We start from the raw sequence: 24,515 nt of genomic DNA, 5'->3' as shown, positions 1-24,515 counted from the left end.
GTGTGTCCTTTATAAAAATCAAATTATTTCAATAGCTTAAAATCCGGACACACGCAGTGTGTCCCTACAAGCGAACAAAAAACAACTTTGTGCAACTACATACATAATGTTGAAAGATTTTGCAAATATCCGCTTAAAACCGACCGCTTGTAAAGGATCTTTAAATGGTTTTGTGCTCATTTTAACCTCTTAAGGTGAGAGTTAAATAAAGTGTAAATATATTTTTCAGGCTATTTAACCGATTTGTCCAAATAGGCTCTATTTTTCTACTCGGTACGGTAGGTCGTTTAGGGATATGATTAAAGGCAATGTATCTGGTGGTAAAGTTGGGGCATCATAATGCTTTTTTGTAAAAAATAACAACAATTCTGCCGCTTGTCAGGCATAAAAAAATCTGCCCGATTGGGCAGATTTTTTATCAGTGGATTATTCAGGCTTTTTGCTTTCGTAACCCGATTTGATACCGTGCATATTCGGTAATTGGTGAGCGATCCCTTTGTGGCAGTCGATACAGGTTTTGCCCTCTTTTTCTGCCATTTGGTGCATTTGCACGGCAACCCGTTTTTGTTGGGTGAAGTCCATATCGGTGAAGTTATGGCAGTTGCGGCACTCTTGAGAGTTGTTCGCTTTCATTCTTGCCCATTCACGTTGTGCCATTTCTAAACGGTGTGCCTCAAATTTCTCTTTGGTGTCCACTTTACCGGTGAGGTGGGCATAGACTTCTTTTGCCGCTTCGATTTTACGCGTCCATTTCGGAATAAATTCGTGTGGCAAGTGGCAGTCCGAGCAGATAGCTTTTACACCGCTGCGGTTGGAGTAGTGAGCAGAGGCTCTGTACTCCGGCACAACGTCATTCATATGGCAACTGGAACAAAATTCTTCCGTGTTGGTGTATTCCAAGCCGGCGTTAAAGCCTCCCCAAAAGACAATACCACCGATTGCCGAGATTAAAATCAGAAAGCCGATGCCGATTTTACTTGGCGTTTTAAACCAGTTCCAAAATTTCTTAATCAGTTTAAACATTTTGACCTTCCTTATTTGGTTTGAGTTTGACGAATAGTGTCAAATTTATTTTGTACAATCGGATTAACGTTTGCTTGCTGAACGTGGCACTGCAAGCAGAAGTAACGGCGTGGCGATTCATTGTCGAGCATTTGCCCGTCTCTCGTCATAAAGTGGCTTTTCGGTACACGCGGTGCGCCGGTGGTTTTGGAAATTTCAACGCCGTGGCAGCCAAGGCATTGATTGACATTTTTCGTTACTTGTAAACCACGGATACTATGCGGTACAAGGGGCGGTTGGTGAGGGAAAGTCGTGGGAATACTTTCCGCATCTTTGAGCGGGTTGGTAAATTCCGGCGTAACATTTTCTGCAGCATCTTTTAAACTTGAGCCAACGTGAACCGGTGTTTGAGCAACGGCAATACCGGCGATTGCCGTTAAAAAGAGGGCAAGATAATTTTTCATTGTTCACTCCATTCTCTTGAATTTAAGAGAGATTTTTCACACGAATATTGCCTTGAAAGCGTGTTCCAAAGGCAAAAACTTTTTCAGCGCAGACATCAATACAACGTCCGCAGCTAATACAATCTTTTGACAGTACAATTGGGCTATCGCTTGTCTCGCCGTGTAGGGGCTTGCGTAGCACCTGCGGTTCGGGGCAGACGTGATAGCAATCCATACAACGATCACAACGCTTGCGATCAATCACGTTTACCCGCAGAATACTTTTTGAACCGATGAGTGCATAGGTCGCACCAATTGGGCAGAGATGTCCGCACCAGCCGTGTTCGACAACCCATAAATCCAGCAGAAAAACCGCTAAAACCAACCAAAGAGTCGCACCTAACCCGAAGACAAAAGCTCGACCTAAGGCAGCAACCGGATTAAGCCACTCCCACACCAGCGTGCCGCTTGCCGCACTGCCGAGCAAAATGATGGCAAGTAGCACATAGCGTGTATGACGAGGCAATTTTGCCGAGCTACGAATCCCCAATTTGCGTCTCAGCCAAGCGGCTAAGTCGGTAACCATATTGAGCGGGCAAACCCAACTGCAAAAGGCTTTACTGGCGATAACAGCATAAAATAAAACGATAATTGCCGCCCCCAGTAATGTTTGCCAACTTGGCAGATAACCTGCGGCAAGACTTTCCAACGTAATAAGCGGATCGCTCATCGGGAGCGTCTCCAATAATGTGCTGCCGCTATAATTGCCTTTTAAAATCCACACATTCCAAAACGGGCCGCTCAAAAACATTAAAATAATGCCGAGTTGGCTGAAGCGGCGTAGGATTAAAAAGCGGTAAGCCCGCCACCAGCCGAGTGTTTGGCGTGCTTCCAATCCCGCTGTTTTCGGTGAATTGACTGCTGCCATTACTGCCCTCCTTGTTGGAGTTGGCTCGGAATGTGCATATCTAATCCCACAGGATTTAAGGTCGGTTCTGCCACTGTGGTTGGATTTGGCACATAATCGTAACTTGCCCGATTAGGCGTAGCGGTTTTTATATCCGGCTTGACCTGCATTGGCTGGTAGCTCGGCTCGTGCATTCCTTGCGGCATACGCGCCTCCATTGTTTTAAAACCGTTCGGGTGCTGTTTTTCAATCAACGATTGCCCCGCATTTTGCTTTTCCTGCCAACCTAAGCGATAGTGTCTGCCGAGCATTCCTTTTGCCAGATCCATCGGTAGCACCTTGATCGCCGCTTCTTCCAGTACGCAGGCTTGCTCACACTTACCGCAGCCGGTGCAGGCATCGGAATGCACGGTCGGAATGAGCTTGGCGTGAATTGCGGTGCGATCGTTATGCACCCGCTCAAGGGTGATGGCTTTATCAATCAGCGGGCAGACCCGATAACAGACATCACAGCGTAAGCCTTGCCAGTTGAGGCAAGTTTCGTGATCGAGCAGCACGGCCAATCCCATACGGGCTTGGTTGATATTTTCCAAGCCTGATAACGCACCGGAAGGGCAGGCATTCATACAAGGAATGTCCTCGCACATTTCGCACGGTTTATCCCGTGCCACGAAATAAGGCGTGCCGGCTTCCACTGGTGAAAGTAGCGAGGCAAGGTGCAACATATCGTAGGGGCAAGCCTGCACACACTGCCCGCAACGCGTGCAGGCACGGGTAAAGTCCTTTTCTGCCAAAGCACCCGGCGGGCGTAAGGCAACGCCTTCTCGTGCGAGACTTTGGCTTTGTTGTAGCCCTAAAATAATACCGGCACCGCATACGCCCGCTGCCGTGCGGGTCGCATTTTTAAGAAATTGACGCCGAGCAGGGTTCAGTTTCATTTCATTCCCTTTTGCAAAAAATTGCGCTGATCAGACCGCTTGCTTTGCCCCTCGTATTCAAGGGGCAAATCATTAGGCTTTTACCACTTTAACCGCACATTTTTTGAAGTCGGTTTCAAAGGAAATCGGATCCGTTGCATCAAGGGTAGTTTTATTCACTAACTGCCCTGCATCAAAGAAGGTGGAATAGACCAAGCCTTCCGGACACTTATTACGCCCACGGGTATCCAAGTGGGAAATCATCTCGCCACGACGCGAAATCACTTTCACTTTATCCCCGTGGCGTAAGCCACGTTTTTGGGCATCGGTCGGGTGCATCCATACGAGGTTATTCGGGAACGATTTGTGTAATTCCGGCACACGGCGGGTCATTGTGCCGGTGTGCCAATGTTCAAGCACACGCCCGGTACAGAGCCATAAATCATAGTCGGCATCTGGTGCTTCCGCAGGCGGCTCGTAAGGCACGCCGAGAATTACCGCTTTGCCGTCCGCATTGCCGTAGAAGTGTACTTCTTCGCCTGCTTTGACGTAAGGGTCAAAGCCTTCACGGTAACGCCACAAGGTTTCTTTGTTATCTACCACCGGCCAGCGTAAACCGCGTACTTGGTGATAGGTGTCAAAATCGGCTAAGTCGTGTCCGTGCCCACGTCCGAAGTCGGCGTATTCTTCAAATAAGCCTTTTTGGAGATAGAAACCGAAATGCTCGGCTTCGTCGTTGAGATAGCTAGGAATATCGGTCGGCACTTGGAATTTATCCACTTGACCGTTGCGGTAAAGTACGTCATACAAGGTTTTACCACGGTATTGCGGCATTTGGGCAAGTAATTCTTCGCTCCATACCTCTTCAACTTTGAAATATTTCGCAAATTCCACAATTTGCCATAGGTCAGAACGGGATTCGCCCGGCCCTTTTACCTGTTGTCGCCAAAGTTGCGTGCGGCGTTCCGCATTGCCGTAGCCGCCCTCTTTTTCAACCCACATTGAAGTCGGTAAAATCAGATCGGCAGACAGGGCGGAAGCGGTCGGATAAGGGTCGGAAACTACAATAAAGTTTTCCGGATCACGCCAGCCCGGCAAGCGTTCTTGGTTGATATTTGGGCCTGCCTGCATATTGTTGGTGCACATTGTCCACAAGAAGCTGAGTTTGCGATCTTTTAACGCACGGTCTTGGGCAACGGCGTGGTAGCCGATTTCGGTCGGAATCGTACCGGTAGGGAGTTTCCAGGATTTCTCCACGATTTCACGGTGTTTCGGATTGGTTACGACCATATCCGCCGGTAAGCGATGGACGAACGTGCCCACTTCACGCGCCGTACCGCAAGCGGACGGCTGACCGGTCAGCGAGAACGGTCCGCAGCCCGGTTTGGCAATTTTGCCGGTGAGCAGGTGAACGTTGTACATCATATGGTTCACCCATACGCCGCGTGTATGCTGGTTAAAGCCCATTGTCCAATAGGAGACGATGTTTTTCTCCGGATCAGCGTAGAGTTTGGCTAAACTTTCCAGTTGATCTTTCGGCACGCCGGAAATGCGATGCGCTTCGTCGAGGGTATAAGGGGCAACGATTTTCTTAAACTCTTCAAAATCGCTGTCATACATTTTTCCTGCGGTTTTCGCGTTTTTCGCTGCTTGTTGTAACGGATGCTCCGGACGTAAGCCGTAACCGATATCCGTTTCGCCCCGTTTGAATTTGGTATGTTTATTGACGAAATCCCAATTAACTTTATCGTTTTGGATAATGTAGTTGGCAATGTAGTTTAAAATTGCCAAGTCGGATTGCGGGTGGAAGATGATTGGCATATCCGCCAGTTCAAATGAACGGTGTTCGTAGGTGGAAAGTACCGCCACTTTCACCTCTTTATTCGAGAGCGTGCGGTCAGAGATGCGAGACCATAAAATCGGGTGCATTTCCGCCATATTTGAACCCCAAAGCACAAAGGCATCGGCTTTCTCAATATCGTTATAACAGCCCATCGGTTCGTCCATTCCAAAGGTACGCATAAACGCCACCGCCGCCGATGCCATACAGTGGCGGGCATTCGGGTCAATGGTGTTGGAACGGAAACCGCCTTTCCACAATTTTACCTTCGCATAGCCTTCGTAAATCGTGGATTGACCGGATGAAAACATACCGACCGCATTCGGCCCTTTGGCTTTAATAATCGCTTTGACTTTGTCCGCCATAATGGTGAACGCCTGATCCCACGAAATCGGGGTAAATTCGCCGTTTTTGTCAAATTTACCGTCTTTCATTCGCAACATCGGGGCGGTCAAGCGGTCGCTTCCGTACATAATTTTGGAAAGGAAGTAGCCTTTGATACAGTTTAAACCACGGTTTACGTCCGCATCGGGATCGCCTTGGGTGGCAACGACACGCCCGTCTTTTGTCCCGACCAATACACTGCACCCTGTGCCACAAAAGCGACAAGGTGCTTTATCCCACTTAATACCGGTATCGTCCGCATAGACGTTTTTGACCGGAATCGCAATGCCCGCTGCGGCTGCGGCAGCCACGGCGGCATTGGTTTTCATAAAATCTCGGCGATTGAGTTTCATACTATTCCCCACAAATAATAGGTAATCATAACCGCAGGTTAAAGGTGCGGCTCGTCCTGATAACTGTAAATGAATGACACGGCAATCACCCCGTCAATCTCTTTGATAGCGTCCATTCTTTTGACCAAGTCCGGTTGAAAATCGGCTTCCATCACCACCACCAGTTTGCCTTCCGCACTGTTTTCAGCGTGAATTTCCGTGCCGACTTGTTCGCTCAAAGCGTGTTTAACCGCCGCAATTTTGGTGGGTTTGACTTGCACCACAAGGCTTGCGACATACCAGTTGTCTAATTCATTACTCATTATGTAAAATTTTGATTGCTTGGTTCGGGCAAATCGAAAGGCAAGCGCCGCAACCGTTACACGCCTCCAACACTAATTGCGGCGTTGCAATGCCACCCGCCTGACGTTTAAAGCGAATAGCGCGTTGTTCGCAACTGTCTTCACAACTGCGACATTCAATCCGCTGCTGTGTTAAACATTGGGGCTGAATTTCAACCCTGTGTTGCCAAGGTTCTTCATTGGTTGAGCGAAACACTTCGACTTCACACACATTCACGCAGGCTTTGCAAAAACTGCACTCTCCCCGACCGCTTGTAAAATCTACTTGAGGATAACCATCGCCCCCTTTCACCAAAATGTGCATTTCACATACATCTATACAACGGCTACAAGCGGTGCATTGTGTGAAAAAATCGGCTAATTTTGTCCAAGGCGCCCGAATGGTCTGATAACCTTGCTGCTTAACTTGTTCACTCTTGAGTGCATCTAAAAAATGACCATGCAAAAAGTGGCGGCGTGAGAGCGAAACATCGGTTGAATCTGTCAAAAATGGTTTACAAAAACAGTAGGGTATCAAGGCTACCTATTATAGCATTTCGCAAATGTTGTGAAATTGTCATAAAAGGTTAATTACTGTTAATTTGATAGTAATCAAAAAATATGAAAGAGGAAGAGTAGAAAGTCGTGCTTTGGATAGTATAGAGCGGATTAAAATCGATATTAAATAAGCGGTGGGGATAGACTAATGCCCATAAATTATGGGCAAAATTGTCTGTTACGGATACATCGCATTGCCAATGTTATTGGAAAATGTTCTGACACAGGGTGAGGTTAAAATTTATAGCCCCGATGCAGAGCGACAATACCGGCACTTAAATTGTAATAACTGACACTTTCAAAGCCGGCATTTTCCATCATCGCTTTCAGCTCGTCTTGTTTTGGGTGCATTCGGATAGATTCCGCCAAATAGCGATAGCTTTCCGCATCGTTCACTACCACTTCGCCGACTTTCGGCAAGATATTGAAGGAATAGAAATTGTAGAGCTGGCTGATCGGATCGATAATCGGTTTGGAAAATTCCAATACCAGTAACCGCCCGCCCGGCTTTAACACACGGAACATTGAGCGGAGTGCTTTGTCTTTATCGGTAACATTACGCAGACCAAAGCTGATAACTACGCAGTCGAAACTGTTGTCCGCAAAGGGCAGACACTCTGCATTGGCTTGTACATAACTGAGATTGCCGACTACGCCTAAATTACGTAATTTTTCCCGACCGACCTCAAGCATCGAGCTATTGATATCCGCTAAAATCACTTGCCCGTTTTCGCCGACAATGCGGGAAAATTTTGCACTGAAATCCCCCGTGCCACCGGCTAAATCCAACACTTTATGCCCTTTACGCACCCCGCTACAATCAATGGTAAAGCGCTTCCAGACCCGATGAATACCAAACGAGAGCAAGTCGTTCATTAAATCGTATTTACCGGCAACGCTGTGAAATACATTGGCAACTAACTGTTGCTTCTGCTCTTTCGCCACAGTTTTAAAGCCAAAGTGGGTTGTTTCTTGGGAAGATGTCGATTCAAATTCGTTCATTTTATTCAGAGATCAGAAAAATTTAAGCATACCTTAACAAAAAAGCGGTTGGATTTCCTTAATAATTTGCAAAATATGCGGTTTTAGCTGTATCTATTTGGACGATTTGGGACAGTAATCAGCAGTTTCCCTTATAAGCTAAATGATAAGAGCTATCCAGAATGCGTTCCCACCATTCTTGATTGTTTAAATACCATTCCACGGTTTTACGCATACCGGATGCAAAGGAAGTTTGTGGCTTCCAACCTAATTCATTATGAATTTTGGTTGCATCAATAGCATAGCGAATATCGTGCCCTGGGCGATCGGCAACAAATGTCATTAAATCTGTGTATTTGTTTAAACCGGCAGGTTTATTGGGAACGAGCTCTTCCAATAGTTCGCAAAGAGTATAGATAACCTCAAGGTTGGTTTTCTCGTTATTACCGCCGATATTATAGGTTTCACCCACTTTACCTTTTGTAAGCACCTCGTAGAGCGCATAGGCGTGATCTTCGACAAACAGCCAATCGCGAGTTTGTAATCCATTGCCATAAATAGGCAGTTTTTTGCCCTTTAAGGCGTTTAAAATCATCAACGGAATCAATTTTTCGGGAAATTGGAACGGGCCATAATTATTTGAACAATTTGTTATGATTATTGGTAAGCCATAGGTTCTATGCCAAGCGCGTACTAGATGATCGCTTGCTGCCTTGGACGCAGAATAAGGACTACTCGGCGCATAAGGCGAAGCTTCAGTAAAGGGCGGCTGGTGGTGTGTTAAATCGCCATATACTTCATCGGTTGAAATATGATGGAAACGAAAGGTTGCTTTTTTTTGTTGTGGTAAATTATGCCAATAGGTTCGTGCTATATCTAATAGGGTATAAGTGCCGAGAATATTGGTTTCAATAAAAGCAGAAGGTCTGTCTATTGAGCGATCAACGTGGCTTTCCGCAGCTAAGTGCATTACCGCATCGGGTTGGTATTGATTAAAGATACGTTCTAGGGCAGTTCTATCAATGATATCGACTTGCTCAAATCGATAGCGAGGGCGATTTGAAACAGCATTTAGAGAGGATAAATTACCTGCATAGGTGAGTTTATCAACATTGATAACGGCGTCTTGAGTATAATTAATAATATACCGAATAACGGCGGAGCCAATAAAGCCTGCTCCGCCTGTGATGAGAATATTGAGCATACGCTATCTGGCGCCAAACCCTGTGAACATTGTTTTTAATGTTTTGAATATAATTAAAATATCCAACCACAAAGAAAAATGTTTGATATAGTAAAAATCGTGTTCCACTTTTACTTGTGTGTCGTCTACATCTGCAGCGTAGCCTTGAACAACTTGCGCCCAGCCTGAAATGCCTGGTTTGACGATATGACGATAGTTATAAAACGGAATTTTTTCTTCAAATTTATCGACAAAGTTTTTTTGCTCTGGACGAGGTCCTATTAAACTCATATCGCCTTTCAGCACGTTAAAGAATTGAGGGAGCTCATCAATACGGGTTTTCCGGATAAATTTACCAATATGGGTTACCCGCATATCATTTGCCGAGGCAAATTGAGCGCCGTTTTTCTCTGAATCGTGGCACATACTTCTAAATTTATAAATAGTAAATTCTTTTCCACCTTGTCCAACACGTTTTTGAATGAATAGTGCACCACCTTCACTTTCTAATCGAATAGCAACCGCTGTAATTGCCATAATGGGGAGAGTAATCGGGAAAGTCGCTATAATTAAAACAATATCCATTAGGCGCTTCACTAATGAATATATTGGGGATGGTAACAGTGAACCTAAGTCATTTTCATACATATGACGAATTTTTACACGCCCCGTTAAAGATTCTTCCAATTGCCTTACATTATAAACAGGAATACCGTTTAAGGTGCATTTAGCTAAGAAACTTTGCCATACTGCTGTTAATTCTGGTGAATGTAAATCAACGGCAATTGCGTTAATTCGTCTTATACCTAAATTAGGTTCTATTAGCTGAATCCATTCGACGTTTTTAATGGTGTGAATGTTTTTTGCTTTTCCCAACGGGATATAAGCAATTTTAGGAATGATCCAGTTTCTAGAGAGAAAATATCCTATAAAACAGAATAGGCTTGTTAGAAAAAAGCTGATACCTAAAAGTAAGTTTGAGTAATCTAAGCGAAAAATAGTCAATATAGTTAGTGCAATAAAATACCAAACTATTACGCTGGAAATAATAAAACTACTTGATTTATTTCCAGGGTATTTCATTAAAATGCGTAGTGTTAAAGCAATAAAGATAAACGTTAGTGAGGTTACAATAATTGTATTAGAACGAGTATCTACTTGCCATTTATCTTCCCACATTATAAATGCGGGGAGTAATGATGATATAAAAACACCTAAACAACTTTGAATCGTGGTACTAAAAAAAATACGCTCGTACCAACGTGAATATCTCTTTTTATTATAAATTTCCATTTAGATTTCCTTTTATTTAAATTTTCTTATTAGTTGATAGAATTTCCCTAATACTTTTGGGGGTAAGAGTCTAGGGAGAGTACGTAATATAAAATAGAAATAGGCAAAAGAACGAGATTGCAATTTCAAGTTTACTTTTAAATTAGTTAATTTATACTCGCTTTTAATATATTCAATTCCATTTCTTCTTCCATACATCCCAATCCCTGATCTTACATTCACAAGAACTTCGGGTAAATTATGTACTTCATATCCATAGGCAATAATTCTTAGCCAAAGATTATAATCTTCCATATACATATGATGACAATATCCTCCGACTTGATGAATAATAGATTTTTTGTACGCAACGGTCATATGATTAAAGGGATTTCGTTTTTTAGCAAAATGATAAATCTCATTTTTGTTAATTGGTACTTTTTTTGTAGCAATTTCCTTGAACATATTTCCATTGAACTCTTTTGCTTGAGTGCCTAGCAAAACAACAGTAGGATTTTGTTCTATGTATTCTATTTGTTTTTGAAAGCGGTCAGGTAAGCATATATCATCTGTATCCATTCTAAAGACCCATTCGTTAGTACAATGTTTTAACCCTTCATTGAGAGCTTTACCCAATCCTACATTGTAGGATAATTTGACTATTTTTATAGGTAAATCTTTTTGATAGTCTATTATTATTTGTTCCAAATCATACCTAATAGGACCATCAAATACAATAATAATCTCATCAGAAGGATAGGTTTGTATTTTTAGGCTATTTAAACAAGAGATAAGATATTCTTTTTTTTCTTTATTGTATAAGGATATTAGTACTGAAAATTTCATAGTAAAATTTCGCTGATTATTTGTTAAGATATATTTTATATGTTAATCCATATAGCTTTATGTTAAATATAAGCAAGCATAATGCCAATTTTTTTATTATAGAAATATTAGAGTTGGTTAGGAAATCTTTTTTATAGGTTTTTATATAATTTTTAATTTCATTTAACCCTTTGTTATAGATATTATTTTTATTAGATAATGATAATTTATAACTTGTAGATAGTATGCCATCTAGAAGCTTATTTAATGCTTTATAGTAAATTATAGGATACTCACTTTTAATAAGGTTCAATAAAAGTTCCCTCTGTTGAATATTATCTAATTGTCTAAGTGAGAAGTCTGCTCTCATTATACCTGAATGATTAAAAACATAATTATATCCGACTTTATTATCTATAAAGATTTTTCTAGATTTTGATATTATTCTAGGAATAGTGAATACATCTTCGTATAATTTCCCTTTAGGGAAAAATAAGTTATACTCTTGAAATAAGGAACGTCTAAAAATTTTATTCCAGGCATAAGAATCAACACCATTTAAGTCAAATATATAAGATAGAACTTGTGTTTTATTTTCTGTATAGTGAGATTGTAAGACGGAATGACATTTTATCCAGCTTGACTTGGTTTGTTTATTTAAGTTAAATATGTAAATATCAAGCTTTGGATAAGTAGACAGAATTTGTTGGAAATTATTGTACAAATCTTTTTCTATGAAATCATCGCTATCAATAAAAGAAATAAAATCACCAGTTGCAACTTCAAGCCCTTTATTTCTTGCATCACTTAGGCCTCCATTTTCTTTATGGATAACTTTTATTCTACTATCTTTTTTAGCATATTTATCACATATTTGTGGAGAGCTATCCTTTGAGCCGTCATTGACTAAGATGATCTCTAGATTTGTATAAGACTGTTCTATTATACTTTCTATACATTTTTGTAGATATTTTTCAACATTATATATTGGTACAATAACTGAAATTAATATATTACTTGAACTCATAAAATAGACCTCTAATAATTAATTTTATTAATAGTTTCAGGGTTTTCCGTAAAAATGGTTTGATAAGGGTAGATTGAATTTCCTATTACTGAGCTTATAGACTGTTCAAAAATATTTTTTTGGAAAATAATTATAAGAATTATTATATATAGGTATACTAATAGTTTATATTTTTTATCTTTAATTAAATATATACAAGCAATAGGTATAAATATTTGAAAAATAGAGTATACTCTATATAGAATATAAAAATTTATAGATAAAAAATATAGTATTGTGTATATTAAAAGAGCATTTTTTATCAGTATAATATGTGGTGACTTATTTATTCTATATATGTATACAAATAAAAATGGTATAACGAGTCTAAATATTCCGCCAAATGATAATGTTTGGGAACCTGCATATATATTTTCATCAATAAGGTAAAAAATATAATAACTATCTCTAATTATAGGTAAATTAGCTAGAATGTTAGTAATGTGTACATATATAAATAAAGGTGAAATTAACATTAAAATAAAAATATATCTAATATATATTTTTCTTAATAAGATAAACAAAATACCTATGAAACCTGTAATATGAAAAGAAGATGCAACTAGAATTAATAAGATGTAGCTTTTAAAGTTATTAATATGTTTTATCGAATAAGTTAAAATAGTGATAGCTATTACCTGTCTAATTTGATTAAGACTAGGAAAATAAAAAATTAAGAACCAGCATATGATGAAAGCCACTGATTCATATGTTTTGTATAATTTTACTATAGGGTAGTAAATGATCATACTTGTAACCAGAAATAAGATTTGTGGATCATCTGAAAATAATTTTAATATTTTTATTAATCCGATAAAACCAATTTCTATTCTATCATGTGATTCAGGGTCTAAGAAAATTTCTTCATAGGACGGAAAATCAGTACCAACATGGTATCTGATTGCTGATATAGCTATTACATATATTGTTACAGTACATAATAGTATATTATCTATATTTTTCCCACCTTTTTGTTTAGATAATAAAAGTAAAAAGGGGGATAAAATGACACTATTGTAGATGAGAAGTGAGTTCATTTTCTAATCCAAATTTATGTTAGCTAGTTTTTTTTGTTTTATTAGATTGTAAATGTTGGAAACCTCTTTATCTATTCTGGATGAAAATATAAATAGTACGTTTACATTCTTTGAATAGTAAAGATTAAATCCTGCTGAACTTGATATAGTATATAAATTAACTACAATACCTTTTTTTAAAAGAGACTCTATATATTCTTCAATAATGAGATTACTATATATAAGATTATTTGGATCTATCTTAAATTCTATGCCAGTTTCTCTAGGGTGTGGATAATATTGCATTTTCTTATTTAATTTATTAACAAGCTTATTATAGATATCGACACTTGCGTAGTCGTCTTTAAAAGGTTGTCCTAGAAATATGTGAATATCTTTAATAACAGAAACTGTATTTTTAGGACTAAATATATCAATAAATTCTACGTTAGAAATAATATTTTCTAGATTATTATAAATAGTAAAGTGTTTATTACTATTTCTTTTTATAGTATTAATATCCCATTTTATATTTAATACTTTTCTTCCAATTATGCTGATTGTACTTGATTTTTTGTAGAAGAAGCTATTCTTAATGATATTCGCAGTACCATCGTCAAATGTAAATATTTTATTGAATTTTATTCTATCTAAAATGTAATGAATATAGAAATTATCTATGCTAGATATATAAATGTCATTATATATTTTTTTAGTTTTATTTATCCTAGATCTAATTTTTATAAAAGTTTTTATTCTATTAATAAATGAAGTGTTTTCTAATAGAATTATTTCTGCATTTTTAACATATATATTCTTTTTTAATTTATTTAGATAAAATTTATATTTATCGTTATTAATATATGTTAGGATTAAAACTTCACAATTTGTTTTATTGTTGTTAATTATATAATTGGCAATTAATATTTGTAAAGGGGTTAAGCATACATATATATCCATATTTTATTCCTAATTTTATCTAATTAGTTTATTGACTCCAACAATCACAGAATTATCAGGAAAGCTTTTTGTTACAACAGCATTTGCACCAATAATGCAATTTCTACCGATGGTAATATCTCCGAGTATTTTAGCACCAGCACAAATAATGGTATTCTCTCCTATTACTTGGTTACAATCAATGCCTCTTCTCTCTATTTCATCAAATCTTAACGCTCCGAAGGTTACATTTTGATGAATAATTACATTATCTGCAAGTATAGCACCTCCACCAATGACAATGCCTAGTGGATGTCTAAATATGACACTTCCTAGTTGGCAGCTTGGCGTTATATCGCAGGAGTATTTATAATATATTCTTTTGTGGGCTAGGAATGCCATTATAGAATAGAAGTAATACCGTAATTTATGATCTTGGTATTTTATTTTCTTCTTAAAAAAGAATTGCATTATTTTTATTGAGTAATTTAGGCTTTCACTGATACTCGGTAAAAATAATTTTCGGATAATAGTTTTGAATTTTTTCATAATTACTCCTCACATACAGGGCGTAGATCATAAAACCCTTTCGGTTGATCTTTCTTCGGATCGTCTAAAAAGGCTTTGATCGCTTCAAACGCTTTTTCCATCGCATTGGCTTGGTAATAAGGATTAACCATTTGTGGTAGCCGTTGCTGAAACTCGGCAGATAACAAGGTTTCAATCCCTTGAATAATCCCTTGAGTAGCTGTGTCAACATCAATAACACTTTCACCTCGTACCCGCCCTTGTTGGCGATTGCCGATATTGACCGTCCCCACTTGGCAGGACGGGGCCTCCAGTAAACCAGACGAACTGTTACCAATCAGTCCTTGAGAATATTTAATCAGTGCTAAATATTGTTCCGGTTTGACCGAGGTGAAAAAGGCAAAACCGTTAGTTTGGGTATAGTGATGAAAACGCTGGAAAATTTGATCGGAATGGGTATCCGCATTTGAACCGATAAACACAAACCGGTAACGATCTTTAAACTTATCCAATGCCGCTAAGAGTGCTTCAACCTGCGCCAAAACCGGTTGAGCGTTGAGCGTTTCGGGGTGAAATACCACCAAAAAATACGGCTGATTCGGTATGCCTAGTTGTGCCATCAGGGCGGTTTTACTCGGTAGGTCGAGCATCAGGCTGTTTTCCGCTCCTAATGATCCGACATTTTTAACCGTCTCCGACGGCTCGCCCAGTTGGATCACCCGCTGGCGATAGCTTTCGGTGGCAGTTAAATGCAATTTTGCCATTTTAGTGATGGAATGGCGGATAAATTCATCGTAATTCCCTAAGGTTTGCTCCCCGCCGTGCAGATGTACCAACGGTATATTGTGCATCGCGGCGGCAATCGCGACCGCCAACATTTCGTAACGATCGCCCAATACAATTACAGCGTCATAGAGGCATTGCTGAAAATGTGCGCCGAATTTTGCCAAACACTCTGCCATTGAGGCTAAAATAGTTTGGTTATTTTGGCTGTCGAGAGTCATCGGAATACGCGCAGCAATGGCAAAGCCGTCCCGCTCGATTTGATCAACGGTATGCCCGTACTGTGCATCAAGGTGCATTGCAGTTACCACCAGTGAAAAATCAATGCTTGAATCGTCCGCCAACCGTTTCAGTAAACGCTTAACAATGCCGTATTCTGCCCGTGAACCGGTAATATATGCGACTTTTTTCATTATTGAATCACCTTTTCCAACATCTGCTGCAGTAAGGTATAGCCTTGTGCATTTAGGTGTAAGCCGTCATTGCTGTATTGCGGATTTAATTTGCCGTAGCCGTCTTCAAAAGCACTATTCAACGGGACAAAGTTTGCCCCTAATGCTGCCAACTTTGGCTGAATTTGGCGGTTAAATTCACTGATCAAGCGATTATCGCAATCCACTCGGAACACGGTTTTCAAACATTCCAAGCAGTAAAGGGTCGCATTTGGGTTGAGCTGTTTAACCCGTTCCACCACCGCAGATACCGCTTGCACGGCATTTTCAAGGGTCGTTCCTGCTCGTCTTAAATCGTTGATACCAAGCCAAATCACCACTTTGTCACCCAGTATCGGTGCGTTATTTTGCAAAATCAATTCCCGATATTGAGTGGCGGTAATGCCGGAAATCGCCAAGTTATTGACGGTTTGACCATTCAGACTTTCAATATACCACTGTGCCAGTTGGGAATGTCCGATAAAGGTGATATCGCTCGGCTGATGAAAAGATGCCTGTTTGTAGTGAATCTCTTTCCGGATATTTTCCAACAACAGTGCTTCTTTATGCTGTTGCTGAATCAGAAAGTAGAAATAGTCGAAATCCAGCCGATCGTCAATATCCACCGACACCGCTTTATCCATAAAGTACGCCAAACATTTTTCCCCATAAAAGTGTTTTTGACGCAGGTAAGCGGTCGGTTTTGCCACAAATATTGCACCATTCGGGGAGTATTCTGGGTGATATTGTTGGCGGGCATAATTGGAATAATCCAGTTGAAAATGCTTGAGTGTTTCGTCTTCCTCAATCACACGGGTGAGGGTGGTCGGTTTATGGGCATCGGATACCGACACCAAAAAATCGAACCGTTCGCTGTTCTGCTCAAATTTCTCACAGGCTTCACGAATATGGGTTGCCGTACGCAGCGGTGAAGTCGGTTGTAACAACATAAAGTAGTCAAATGCGAGGGCGTGATACTGTTGCAATACATCTTCAATCACCACAAACGAGCTGGCTTTATCGCCGGCAAGATGCTCGGCACGTTTGATAAAGTCTATCGGGTAATGGGAAAGCAGGTCGATATATTCCTGTGAGTCGGTACTGACGATAATTTTGTCGAACATCGCCGATTCAATTGCCGCTTCAATTGAATAAGCCATCAAAGGCTTCCCATTAACCAACAGTACATTTTTATTCGGCAGCCCTTTCGAGCCTGACCGTGCGGTAATAATTGCAATTTTTTTCATTGTGCCGACCGCTTGCTAAACCGGTTGATTGTCAAAACGGCTGTCTTGAATCAGTTGATCTTCTTCAAAATCCTGCTCCGCCGCTTTCCCTAATATGTCATACCAATACATCGGGCTAATGCCGTTGCCGGGACGTTTAGTCGTCAAATTTTCAGTAGTAAACATCTCCCCTTTTTTAATCGGGCGGGCGGCAATAATGGATTTGCGTGCCACAATTTTATTTTTTGCTTCGGAGGCTGTAACCAATTTTTCCACTGACCCAAGGGCTTTTTCCACAGCCCGAATACCTTCGCACAATAATGTCAACTCGTCAGGAGTAACAGAGGCTTTGTGATCCGGTCCCTCAAAATTTTTGTCGAGAGTAAAATGCTTTTCAATAAAGGTGATACCGTACGGCACGGCGGCAATACCGGCAAAATAACCGGCTGAATGATCGGAAAAGCCGAGGCGATACTCGCCAAACTCACGTTTTAAATGATGAAACGCATTGAGATTGACATCTTCGTACGGCGTCGGGTACTCGGTATTGCAGTGCAAAATTGTGATCGCTTGTTTTGCCACCCCGTTATCTTCCAACACCTTGAGAGCAGCGTTGATTTCCTCAATCGTAGCCATTCCCGTTGAAATCACAATGGTTTTATCGGCGATCGGCAAGCGTGCAATTTTCTCCAAATAGGGTAAATTGGTGAGTTCACCAGACGGAATTTTCCATACTTTTTGTTGTTGAGCGGCTAAAAAATCTATGGATTCAAAATCAAACGGCGTGGAAAACACTGCCAGCCCAAGCGAACGAGCATAGGCTTCTAACTTGATAAATTCCTCATACGGCAACTCTAATTTGCGGGTCATCTCCAACTGACTATCCGCCGTGCCGGTTGTAACTTTTTGATATTCCGCTTTCGGTGCGTATTTTGAAATCAATTTATCCGCTTTGAAGGTTTGAAATTTTACCGCATCTACGCCGCACGCCTTGGCAACGTCCACCATTTTTTTCGCTAATTGCGGATCGCCGTTATGATTACAGCCGATCTCCGCCACAATAAATACCTTTGACATCTATTTCATTTCCTTAATCAATTTTGCCGGTACACCGGCAACTACCGTTCTCGGTTCGACATTCCGAATCACGACCGCACCAGCGCCCACAATCGCACTTTCGCCAACCCGCAACTGACCGGTTACGACAGATGAACTGCCAACAAAACAATAATCTTCGACAATCACATCGCCGTTTAGTGTCGTATTTGTGGAAATATTGCTGTGATTACCCACTTGGCAACCGTGCTCAATCAAGGCTTTGGTATTCACAATCACATTATCCCCGACCGTAACGCCACTGTTGATAATCGCCATTTTCCCGACAAAAACGCCCGTACCGAGCGAAGCAAAACGGGATACCACCGCACTGCTATCGACCACATTGATGAGCGAACAACCGTATTTTTGCAGGGTTAAAAATTTATCCAACCGATGCGTATTATTACCAATACTAATAAAATAGTGATAATGCGCCCGCTCATTAAAGTGCTCGATCGTATCCGCTAAAATCGGAAACCCCAAATGCAATGTCCCGACCGGCTTAAAATTATCAATAAACCCGCAAAACTCAAATTGCTCGGGATCTAACGAATCCAGCACCGATTTTGCATAGCCGCCTGCGCCGATAAGAATAACTTTTTGTTTCATTATTAGATAAAAGTGATTGTTTTCTATAGATTTAGAACAAACGTAAAAAATAGAAGACCATTATACTTTAAATTTACTTTCATAAGTGAGTATCAATATACCTTAAATTACTCTTTTTGGGGTTATAAAGAAGTAGAGCCTTGACTTGAAGTTGTTAGAGACTATTAAAGCCAATTTAATCGCTTAGTCGTGTATTATATCGTATACAAATTTCTAATTATAGATATTTATTAGCTAATTTTACAACAACATCAGGGATGTTGAAGAAAGAATGGGTCACTAATCATTTGTATCTTTAATCTTTCCAAAAAGTCGGGCTGAGGATAACCAAGAGTGTAAACACTTCTAAGCGGCCGCATACCATAGCAAATGCCAGTACCCATTTGGCGCTATCAGGTACGGAGGCAAAGTTATCGCTGACAGATCCTAATCCAATCCCGACATTATTCAAACTGGCGATGACAGCACTGAATGCATCTAGAGGTTGCATTCCGCAGGCAATCGTGATTAACCAGCAGACGACAAACACAAAGAAATAGGCGGCAAAAAACGCCCAGATACCTTCTACGATACGTTCCGATAAAATATGTTTACCGAGTTTGATTGGTTGAATCACATTCGGGTGGATAAAACGATGAATTTCCCGTCTGCCTTGTAAGATCAGCAATAAGACACGAAACATTTTTAAGCCACCGCTGGTTGAGCCTGCACAGCCGCCGATAAACGAAGCTAACAGGATCAGAATCGGTAAAAGGGAAGGCCAGAGGCTTACATTACTGGTCGAAAAACCGGTTGTTGTGGTAATGGAAATGAGCTGTAAAGCCGCTGCTGAAACTGAGATATTACCGCTTTCAAAGTAATTATAGATCCCAAATACCCCCATACAGATCAGAAAAAGGCATAACTGAAGTAATAGGAAGAAACGAAATTCGTAGTCCTGCCAATAGGGTTTGAAGATTTTATATTTAGGTTGCCCTCGGTAACGACCGCTAAATTGTTCAAATACCGAGAAATGTAAGGCAAAATTACAGGATGCAATCAGTAAAAAGAATACGGTGATGTAATTAATGGCATCACTATCAAAATAACCGATATTGGCACTGTGAGTGGAAAAACCACCGAGTGCAATGACAGCGAAACTATGCGTAAGAGCATCAAAACCACTCATTCCGGCAATCCAAAATGCTAAGGAACACAAAATAGTGAGTGATAAATAGATCAGCCATAGAATTTTAGCGGTTTCAGCAATGCGGGGACGCATTTTTTGCTCTTTAAACGGCCCGGACATTTCTGCACGGTAAAGTTGCATACCGTTAATGCCGAGAAAGGGAATAATAGCTATCGCCAATACGATAACTCCCATTCCGCCTAACCATTGTAAAAATTGGCGGTAAAATAGGAGCGATTTAGGCAGTGAATCCAAATCGTTAATCACACTTGCGCCAGTGGTGGTCAGACCTGAAAAAGACTCAAAAATAGATGCCGAAAAGTTGAGATCGGGGTTGTCTAATAAAATAAACGGCACTGCACCGAGCAAGCCGAGTACGACCCAAAATAGCACAACAATCAGAAAGCCTTCTCTGGCTCGCAACGGTTGGCGGGAATGCCGACAGAACCACCATAGCCCCGCCCCGACACTAAAGTTGAGCAAAAACGCCTCGACAAACGCCCGCCCGCCGCCATCACCGTATAGCAATGCCACAAATGCCGGTAGGAGCATCGCAAACGAGAAACTCATCACTAAAATACCCACGATGCGGATAATGGAAAAAAATTGCACGTTTTCTCCTCAGTTCTAATTATAGCGGGATAATGGTACTCACCTTTTTAGCGTAGTCAAATAAGATTTGCTATAATCATTTGCTGATTTTTATTAAACAAGCGGTCAAATTGAATGGAAAATTTACAAAGTGAAGCCTTGAGTTGGAAGCCGTCCGCCTCGATCCAAAATTTGATTAAACGAGCTAAGATTATCGCTGATATCCGCCAGTTTTTTACCGATCGTGGCGTGTTGGAAGTGGAAACGCCAGCGATGAGTGAATTTTCGGTAACGGATGTGCATCTTTCCACCTTTCACACCCAATTTTTATCGCCGTTTGCCAGCCAAGCGAAAACACTGCATTTGATCACCAGTCCCGAATACCATATGAAACGTTTGCTAGCAAGCGGCAGCGGGCCGATTTTTCAATTATGTCGGGTGTTTCGTAACGAGGAAGCGGGCAGCCGCCATAACCCAGAGTTTACAATGCTGGAGTGGTATCGCCCATTTTTCGATATGTATCGGTTGATTAACGAAGTGGACGATCTACTCCAACAGATTTTGGATTGCGAACCGGCGGAATCGTACAGTTATCAGTTTGTTTTCCAAACCTATGTCGGTTTAGATCCCCTCTCGGCGACTAAAGCGCAACTGCTCGCCAAAGCCTGTGACCACGGGTTGCAATGTGAGGAAAATGAGCAACGGGACACGCTATTGCAATTTTTATTCAGCGAAGTGGTCGAAGCCAATATTGGTCGGGAACGTCCGACCGCAGTGTATCATTTTCCTGCCAGCCAAGCGGCACTGGCACAAATCAGCAGTGAAGATCATCGGGTTGCCGAACGGTTTGAGTTTTACTACAAAGGTTTGGAGCTTGCCAACGGTTTTCATGAATTGAGCGATGCCAAAGAGCAAATACGCCGTTTTGAATTAGATAATCAACAACGCAACGAAATGGGGCTGTCGCCACAAGCATTGGATCACCGTTTTTTAGCCGCATTGCAGGCGGGGATTCCCAACTGTTCCGGCGTTGCGTTAGGGGTGGATCGCCTATTGATGATTGCAATGAACGCCGAGCGTATTGATGAAGTAATGGCGTTCGGTGTCGAACGCGCTTAATAATAAAGGAGAAACTTTGAACGATTTACTGATTGTAGATTCCCACTGCCACCTTGACTCGCTGGATTATGCAACCCGCCACAAAAATGTGGACGAAGTTATTGCGAATGCCAAAGCGCGCGGTGTGCATCATTTTATTTCCATTTGTACGACAGTCGGACGATTTGAGGCGATGAAACAGCTCACCGCTCACCGAAATGATGTCTCGTTGTCGTGCGGCGTTCATCCCCTCAATGTTGAAGATGAACCTTTTGATTACGATAAACTCTATGCGTTGGCACAGGATCCAAAGGTCGTGGCAATCGGCGAAACGGGGCTGGATTATCACTACACCCCCGAAACAAAAGCATTGCAGCAATCGTTATTTGAACAACAGATTGATATTGCGAATAAATTGCACAAGCCCTTGATTATCCACACACGCTCTGCCCGTGAAGATACAATGCAAATATTGGAAAAAAATCGTGCCGAACAGTGTGGCGGTGTGTTACATTGTTTCACGGAAGATTGGACAATGGCGAAACGGGCGTTGGATTTAGGCTTTTACATCTCGATTTCCGGCATTATCACGTTCCGCAACGCAGAAGAATTGCGGGAAGTGGTGCGGCAAGTGCCGATGGAGCGGCTATTGGTTGAAACGGATTCCCCTTACCTTGCGCCGATTCCCTATCGTGGCAAGCCAAATCAACCGGCGTATGTGCGGGAAGTGTGCGATTATGTCGCAACCTTGAAGGGCTTATCCAGCCGAGAATTTGCCCGTATCACGACTCAAAATGTGCAAAATTTATTTAAAATCCAACCGCTTGCAAGCTAAGGAGACCCAATGAAAACGATGATTAAATATTTCCTGATTCTCGTGATGTTATCCCTACATATTGTCTTGGTCGGAGCAGTGAACTACGCTTTTCCAAGCTACGAGGCAACCGTTGTAACCGGAATGGAAGTCCGCCGAATGGACAAAGACGGCTTAATCAGCAAATCCAATCCTCCCGATGGGCAAGTGCGAGATGTCTATTTCTTGTTTACCGAAAGTCCTGAAGAGAAAAAAGTAATGGTGTACCGTAACGAAGATACCGGCTGGGGCTTACCGCTCTACTTCAAATTCAACTCGGCGGATATTCAAGCCAAAGCGCAAGCCTATGCGAATGAAAAACAGTTGGTCGAAATCCGCTACTACGGCTGGCGCATCAACTGGCTGAACGAATTTAGAAATATCGTCTCAATTAAACCGCTTGAGGCGGGCGAAACCCTGTCAAAACCGTGGGTTAGCTACATTCTTTACGCGTTTTTGGCACTCACTTTCTTCCTCTCCGTCCAACTGGTGCGGGGCTGGTTTGATAGTTCAAAATAGCAGACAATGGGCGATATATCGCCCATTCTTTTTGCATTAAGAGTATGAATAGCCTTTCTCCACATTACTATTTCATCGCTGATCTGCACTTAAACGATCATCAGCCCCAAATTACCGCTCATTTTTTGCAATTTTTGCGGGATAACGCACCGCTTGCCGAGGCGGTTTATATTTTGGGCGATCTGTTTGATTTTTGGGTGGGCGATGATGAACAGTCCGAGCTGATTGCCCAAGTCAAACAGCAACTTAAACAGCTCACCACAAGCGATGTGAAGTGCTATTTTATTTGCGGCAATCGGGATTTTTTAATCGGCAACCGCTTTGCCGAGGAAACGGGCATAACCTTATTACCCGATTACTATCCTATTGATTTATTTGGCAAAAAAACGCTACTCTGCCACGGCGATACCCTTTGCATTGACGATGTGAAATACCAACGCTTTCGCCGCAAAGTCCATCAAAAATGGCGGCAACGGCTCTTTTTGTGTTTACCGTTGAAGTGGCGGGTCAGCATTGCCGAGAAAATTCGTGCCAAAAGTCGTGCAGATAAACGGCAGAAATCGGCAGAGATAATGGACGTTAATCCCGCATTTACCGCACAAACGGTAGCGAAATACCAAGCAGAGTGGCTGATTCACGGGCATACGCACAGACAAGCGGTGCATTACGGCAGAAAATCTGCCGACAGCCTGTTCACCCGCATTGTATTGGGGGATTGGGGCGAACAGAAAATTTCCATCTTATCGGTAACGGCGGACGGCTTTCGGTTTATTGAAAATCTTGAAAAATCAAAATGATAGATGTGATTATCCCCTGCTACAACGCAGAAGATACCTTGCAACGTGCCGTGCAAAGTGCGTTGAATCAAGCCCAACTCGGCACGCTTTGGTTGATTGATGACTGCTCAACGGACGGCTCTTTTCAGCTTGCGAAGCAGTTTGAAGCACAATTACCGCACAAAATTCGGGTAGAGAGATTGGCGCAAAACGGCGGAGCGGCGAAAGCGAGGAATTGGGGTGCTTTGCAAAGTGAGGCAGCGTTTATCGCCTTTTTAGATGCAGACGATGCCTACGAAAATCAGGCATTGCAGGTAGCGGAGGCGGTATTTTTGCACCGCCCCGAAGTAGCGCTTGTACGTTTGGAATTAAAGCCGATTGATCTTGCGCCACGTTATGCCGAACACTCGAATTTTGATTATGCGTGGCAACATATGCGAATGACGGGGGCGGGCAACACGGTGTTTCGGCGATCGTTTTTTCTCGCGTGTGGCGGCTTTCCGCAACATTCATTGTTTCGGGTATTTGGCGGCGAAGACGGCGCATTGGGCATTGCCACCACCAAAATTGCCACTGTTGCCACAACGTTTGGCGAGGCAGGGGTATTGAATTTTTGTCGGGAGGGTATGCACGCCGAGCATCTGTTAGATGCGATATTATTTGAGCGTGTTCGCCCCGATATTACACCGGAAGATATCGCCCAAGCCAATCAAGTTACCGCAAATATTTGTCAAAGTATTCAACAGCTTAGGGATTGCCTTAATTCCAACGAGATCGGTATCAAACCATTGGTAATGGAATGGACGAAAGCCGATTAATTGATGAGAAA

The 24,515-nt window shown here is 41.6% G+C and carries 25 protein-coding genes; 5 read left to right on the top strand and 20 right to left on the bottom strand.

The window, feature by feature from the left end; genetic code table 11:
- Positions 1-426: 426 nt before the first annotated feature.
- The 20 genes from RO21_RS08045 to RO21_RS07950 form a co-directional block, all read right to left on the bottom strand.
- Positions 427-1,014, bottom strand: coding sequence for a cytochrome c3 family protein (locus tag RO21_RS08045; RefSeq protein ID WP_047977284.1), 588 nt, complete (start codon positions 1,012-1,014; stop codon positions 427-429).
- Positions 1,015-1,034: 20 nt separating this feature from the next.
- On the bottom strand, positions 1,035-1,466 hold the full coding sequence (locus tag RO21_RS08040) for a nitrate reductase cytochrome c-type subunit (RefSeq protein ID WP_047977283.1): 432 nt from the start codon (positions 1,464-1,466) through the stop codon (positions 1,035-1,037).
- A gap of 22 nt (positions 1,467-1,488) precedes the next feature.
- Complete coding sequence (napH, locus tag RO21_RS08035; protein ID WP_047977282.1) at positions 1,489-2,373, bottom strand: quinol dehydrogenase ferredoxin subunit NapH; 885 nt, start codon at positions 2,371-2,373, stop codon at positions 1,489-1,491.
- Complete coding sequence (napG, locus tag RO21_RS08030) at positions 2,373-3,290, bottom strand: ferredoxin-type protein NapG (RefSeq protein ID WP_047977281.1); 918 nt, start codon at positions 3,288-3,290, stop codon at positions 2,373-2,375. The genes napH and napG overlap by 1 nt, the downstream gene beginning before the upstream one ends.
- 72 nt (positions 3,291-3,362) lie before the next feature.
- Positions 3,363-5,846: a nitrate reductase catalytic subunit NapA gene (gene napA, locus RO21_RS08025; RefSeq protein ID WP_047977280.1), complete on the bottom strand. Its 2,484-nt coding sequence runs from the start codon at positions 5,844-5,846 to the stop codon at positions 3,363-3,365.
- Between the two features lie 38 nt (positions 5,847-5,884).
- Positions 5,885-6,148 carry a chaperone NapD gene (locus RO21_RS08020; protein WP_047977279.1) on the bottom strand — a complete coding sequence of 88 codons (264 nt, stop codon included), beginning with the start codon at positions 6,146-6,148 and terminating at the stop codon, positions 5,885-5,887.
- The gene (gene napF / locus RO21_RS08015; protein WP_047977278.1) at positions 6,141-6,674 is read right to left on the bottom strand and encodes a ferredoxin-type protein NapF; all 534 of its coding nucleotides are present in this window, start codon (positions 6,672-6,674) and stop codon (positions 6,141-6,143) included. Before napF ends, RO21_RS08020 begins: the two co-directional genes overlap by 8 nt.
- A gap of 284 nt (positions 6,675-6,958) precedes the next feature.
- Complete coding sequence (gene ubiE / locus RO21_RS08010) at positions 6,959-7,726, bottom strand: bifunctional demethylmenaquinone methyltransferase/2-methoxy-6-polyprenyl-1,4-benzoquinol methylase UbiE (RefSeq protein ID WP_047977277.1); 768 nt, start codon at positions 7,724-7,726, stop codon at positions 6,959-6,961.
- A 118-nt stretch (positions 7,727-7,844) separates the two neighbouring features.
- Entirely contained in the window at positions 7,845-8,909 is a 1,065-nt protein-coding gene (gene rfbB / locus RO21_RS08005; protein ID WP_047977276.1) for a dTDP-glucose 4,6-dehydratase, read from the bottom strand.
- Between the two features lie 3 nt (positions 8,910-8,912).
- Positions 8,913-10,181, bottom strand: a complete 1,269-nt coding sequence (locus RO21_RS08000) for a sugar transferase (protein ID WP_047977275.1) — start codon at positions 10,179-10,181, stop codon at positions 8,913-8,915.
- Between the two features lie 12 nt (positions 10,182-10,193).
- Positions 10,194-11,006: a glycosyltransferase gene (locus tag RO21_RS07995; RefSeq protein WP_047977274.1), complete on the bottom strand. Its 813-nt coding sequence runs from the start codon at positions 11,004-11,006 to the stop codon at positions 10,194-10,196.
- Between the two features lie 16 nt (positions 11,007-11,022).
- Positions 11,023-12,012, bottom strand: a complete 990-nt coding sequence (locus RO21_RS07990; RefSeq protein WP_047977273.1) for a glycosyltransferase family 2 protein — start codon at positions 12,010-12,012, stop codon at positions 11,023-11,025.
- Positions 12,013-12,023: 11 nt separating this feature from the next.
- Positions 12,024-13,088 carry an EpsG family protein gene (locus RO21_RS07985; RefSeq protein WP_047977272.1) on the bottom strand — a complete coding sequence of 355 codons (1,065 nt, stop codon included), beginning with the start codon at positions 13,086-13,088 and terminating at the stop codon, positions 12,024-12,026.
- 3 nt (positions 13,089-13,091) lie between these two features.
- Positions 13,092-14,027 (bottom strand): glycosyltransferase family 52, encoded by a 936-nt coding sequence (locus RO21_RS07980; RefSeq protein WP_047977271.1) that lies wholly within the window; start codon positions 14,025-14,027, stop codon positions 13,092-13,094.
- A 15-nt stretch (positions 14,028-14,042) separates the two neighbouring features.
- Positions 14,043-14,555 (bottom strand): serine O-acetyltransferase, encoded by a 513-nt coding sequence (locus RO21_RS13650; RefSeq protein WP_047977270.1) that lies wholly within the window; start codon positions 14,553-14,555, stop codon positions 14,043-14,045.
- Between the two features lie 2 nt (positions 14,556-14,557).
- Positions 14,558-15,730 carry a UDP-N-acetylglucosamine 2-epimerase gene (gene neuC / locus RO21_RS07970; protein WP_047977269.1) on the bottom strand — a complete coding sequence of 391 codons (1,173 nt, stop codon included), beginning with the start codon at positions 15,728-15,730 and terminating at the stop codon, positions 14,558-14,560.
- The gene (locus RO21_RS07965) at positions 15,730-16,995 is read right to left on the bottom strand and encodes a cytidylyltransferase domain-containing protein (protein ID WP_047977268.1); all 1,266 of its coding nucleotides are present in this window, start codon (positions 16,993-16,995) and stop codon (positions 15,730-15,732) included. The genes neuC and RO21_RS07965 overlap by 1 nt, the downstream gene beginning before the upstream one ends.
- Positions 16,996-17,010: 15 nt before the next feature.
- On the bottom strand, positions 17,011-18,051 hold the full coding sequence (gene neuB / locus RO21_RS07960; RefSeq protein ID WP_047977267.1) for an N-acetylneuraminate synthase: 1,041 nt from the start codon (positions 18,049-18,051) through the stop codon (positions 17,011-17,013).
- Positions 18,052-18,681 (bottom strand): acetyltransferase, encoded by a 630-nt coding sequence (locus tag RO21_RS07955; RefSeq protein WP_047977266.1) that lies wholly within the window; start codon positions 18,679-18,681, stop codon positions 18,052-18,054. It abuts the gene before it with no gap.
- 295 nt (positions 18,682-18,976) lie between these two features.
- Complete coding sequence (locus RO21_RS07950; RefSeq protein WP_047977265.1) at positions 18,977-20,461, bottom strand: TrkH family potassium uptake protein; 1,485 nt, start codon at positions 20,459-20,461, stop codon at positions 18,977-18,979.
- A 114-nt stretch (positions 20,462-20,575) separates the two neighbouring features.
- Here RO21_RS07950 and epmA point away from each other — a divergent pair, with 114 nt between their 5' ends.
- Genes epmA through RO21_RS07925 form a run of 5 tightly spaced genes read left to right on the top strand, consistent with a single transcriptional unit; the run spans position 20,576 to position 24,504 of the window.
- Positions 20,576-21,559 carry an elongation factor P--(R)-beta-lysine ligase gene (epmA, locus tag RO21_RS07945; protein WP_047977264.1) on the top strand — a complete coding sequence of 328 codons (984 nt, stop codon included), beginning with the start codon at positions 20,576-20,578 and terminating at the stop codon, positions 21,557-21,559.
- A 16-nt stretch (positions 21,560-21,575) separates the two neighbouring features.
- Positions 21,576-22,373: a TatD family hydrolase gene (locus RO21_RS07940; protein ID WP_047977263.1), complete on the top strand. Its 798-nt coding sequence runs from the start codon at positions 21,576-21,578 to the stop codon at positions 22,371-22,373.
- 9 nt (positions 22,374-22,382) lie between these two features.
- Positions 22,383-22,910 carry a DUF1523 family protein gene (locus RO21_RS07935; protein ID WP_047977262.1) on the top strand — a complete coding sequence of 176 codons (528 nt, stop codon included), beginning with the start codon at positions 22,383-22,385 and terminating at the stop codon, positions 22,908-22,910.
- A 44-nt stretch (positions 22,911-22,954) separates the two neighbouring features.
- The gene (gene lpxH / locus RO21_RS07930; protein WP_047977261.1) at positions 22,955-23,707 is read left to right on the top strand and encodes a UDP-2,3-diacylglucosamine diphosphatase; all 753 of its coding nucleotides are present in this window, start codon (positions 22,955-22,957) and stop codon (positions 23,705-23,707) included.
- Positions 23,704-24,504, top strand: a complete 801-nt coding sequence (locus RO21_RS07925; RefSeq protein ID WP_047977260.1) for a glycosyltransferase family 2 protein — start codon at positions 23,704-23,706, stop codon at positions 24,502-24,504. Before lpxH ends, RO21_RS07925 begins: the two co-directional genes overlap by 4 nt.
- The last annotated feature ends 11 nt before the right edge of the window (positions 24,505-24,515 follow it).

Source organism: Muribacter muris (assembly GCF_001038205.1).
Classification (GTDB): domain Bacteria; phylum Pseudomonadota; class Gammaproteobacteria; order Enterobacterales; family Pasteurellaceae; genus Muribacter; species Muribacter muris.
Note: the sequence above shows the minus strand (reverse complement) of the source record. Positions and strands in the feature narration are given on the sequence as shown.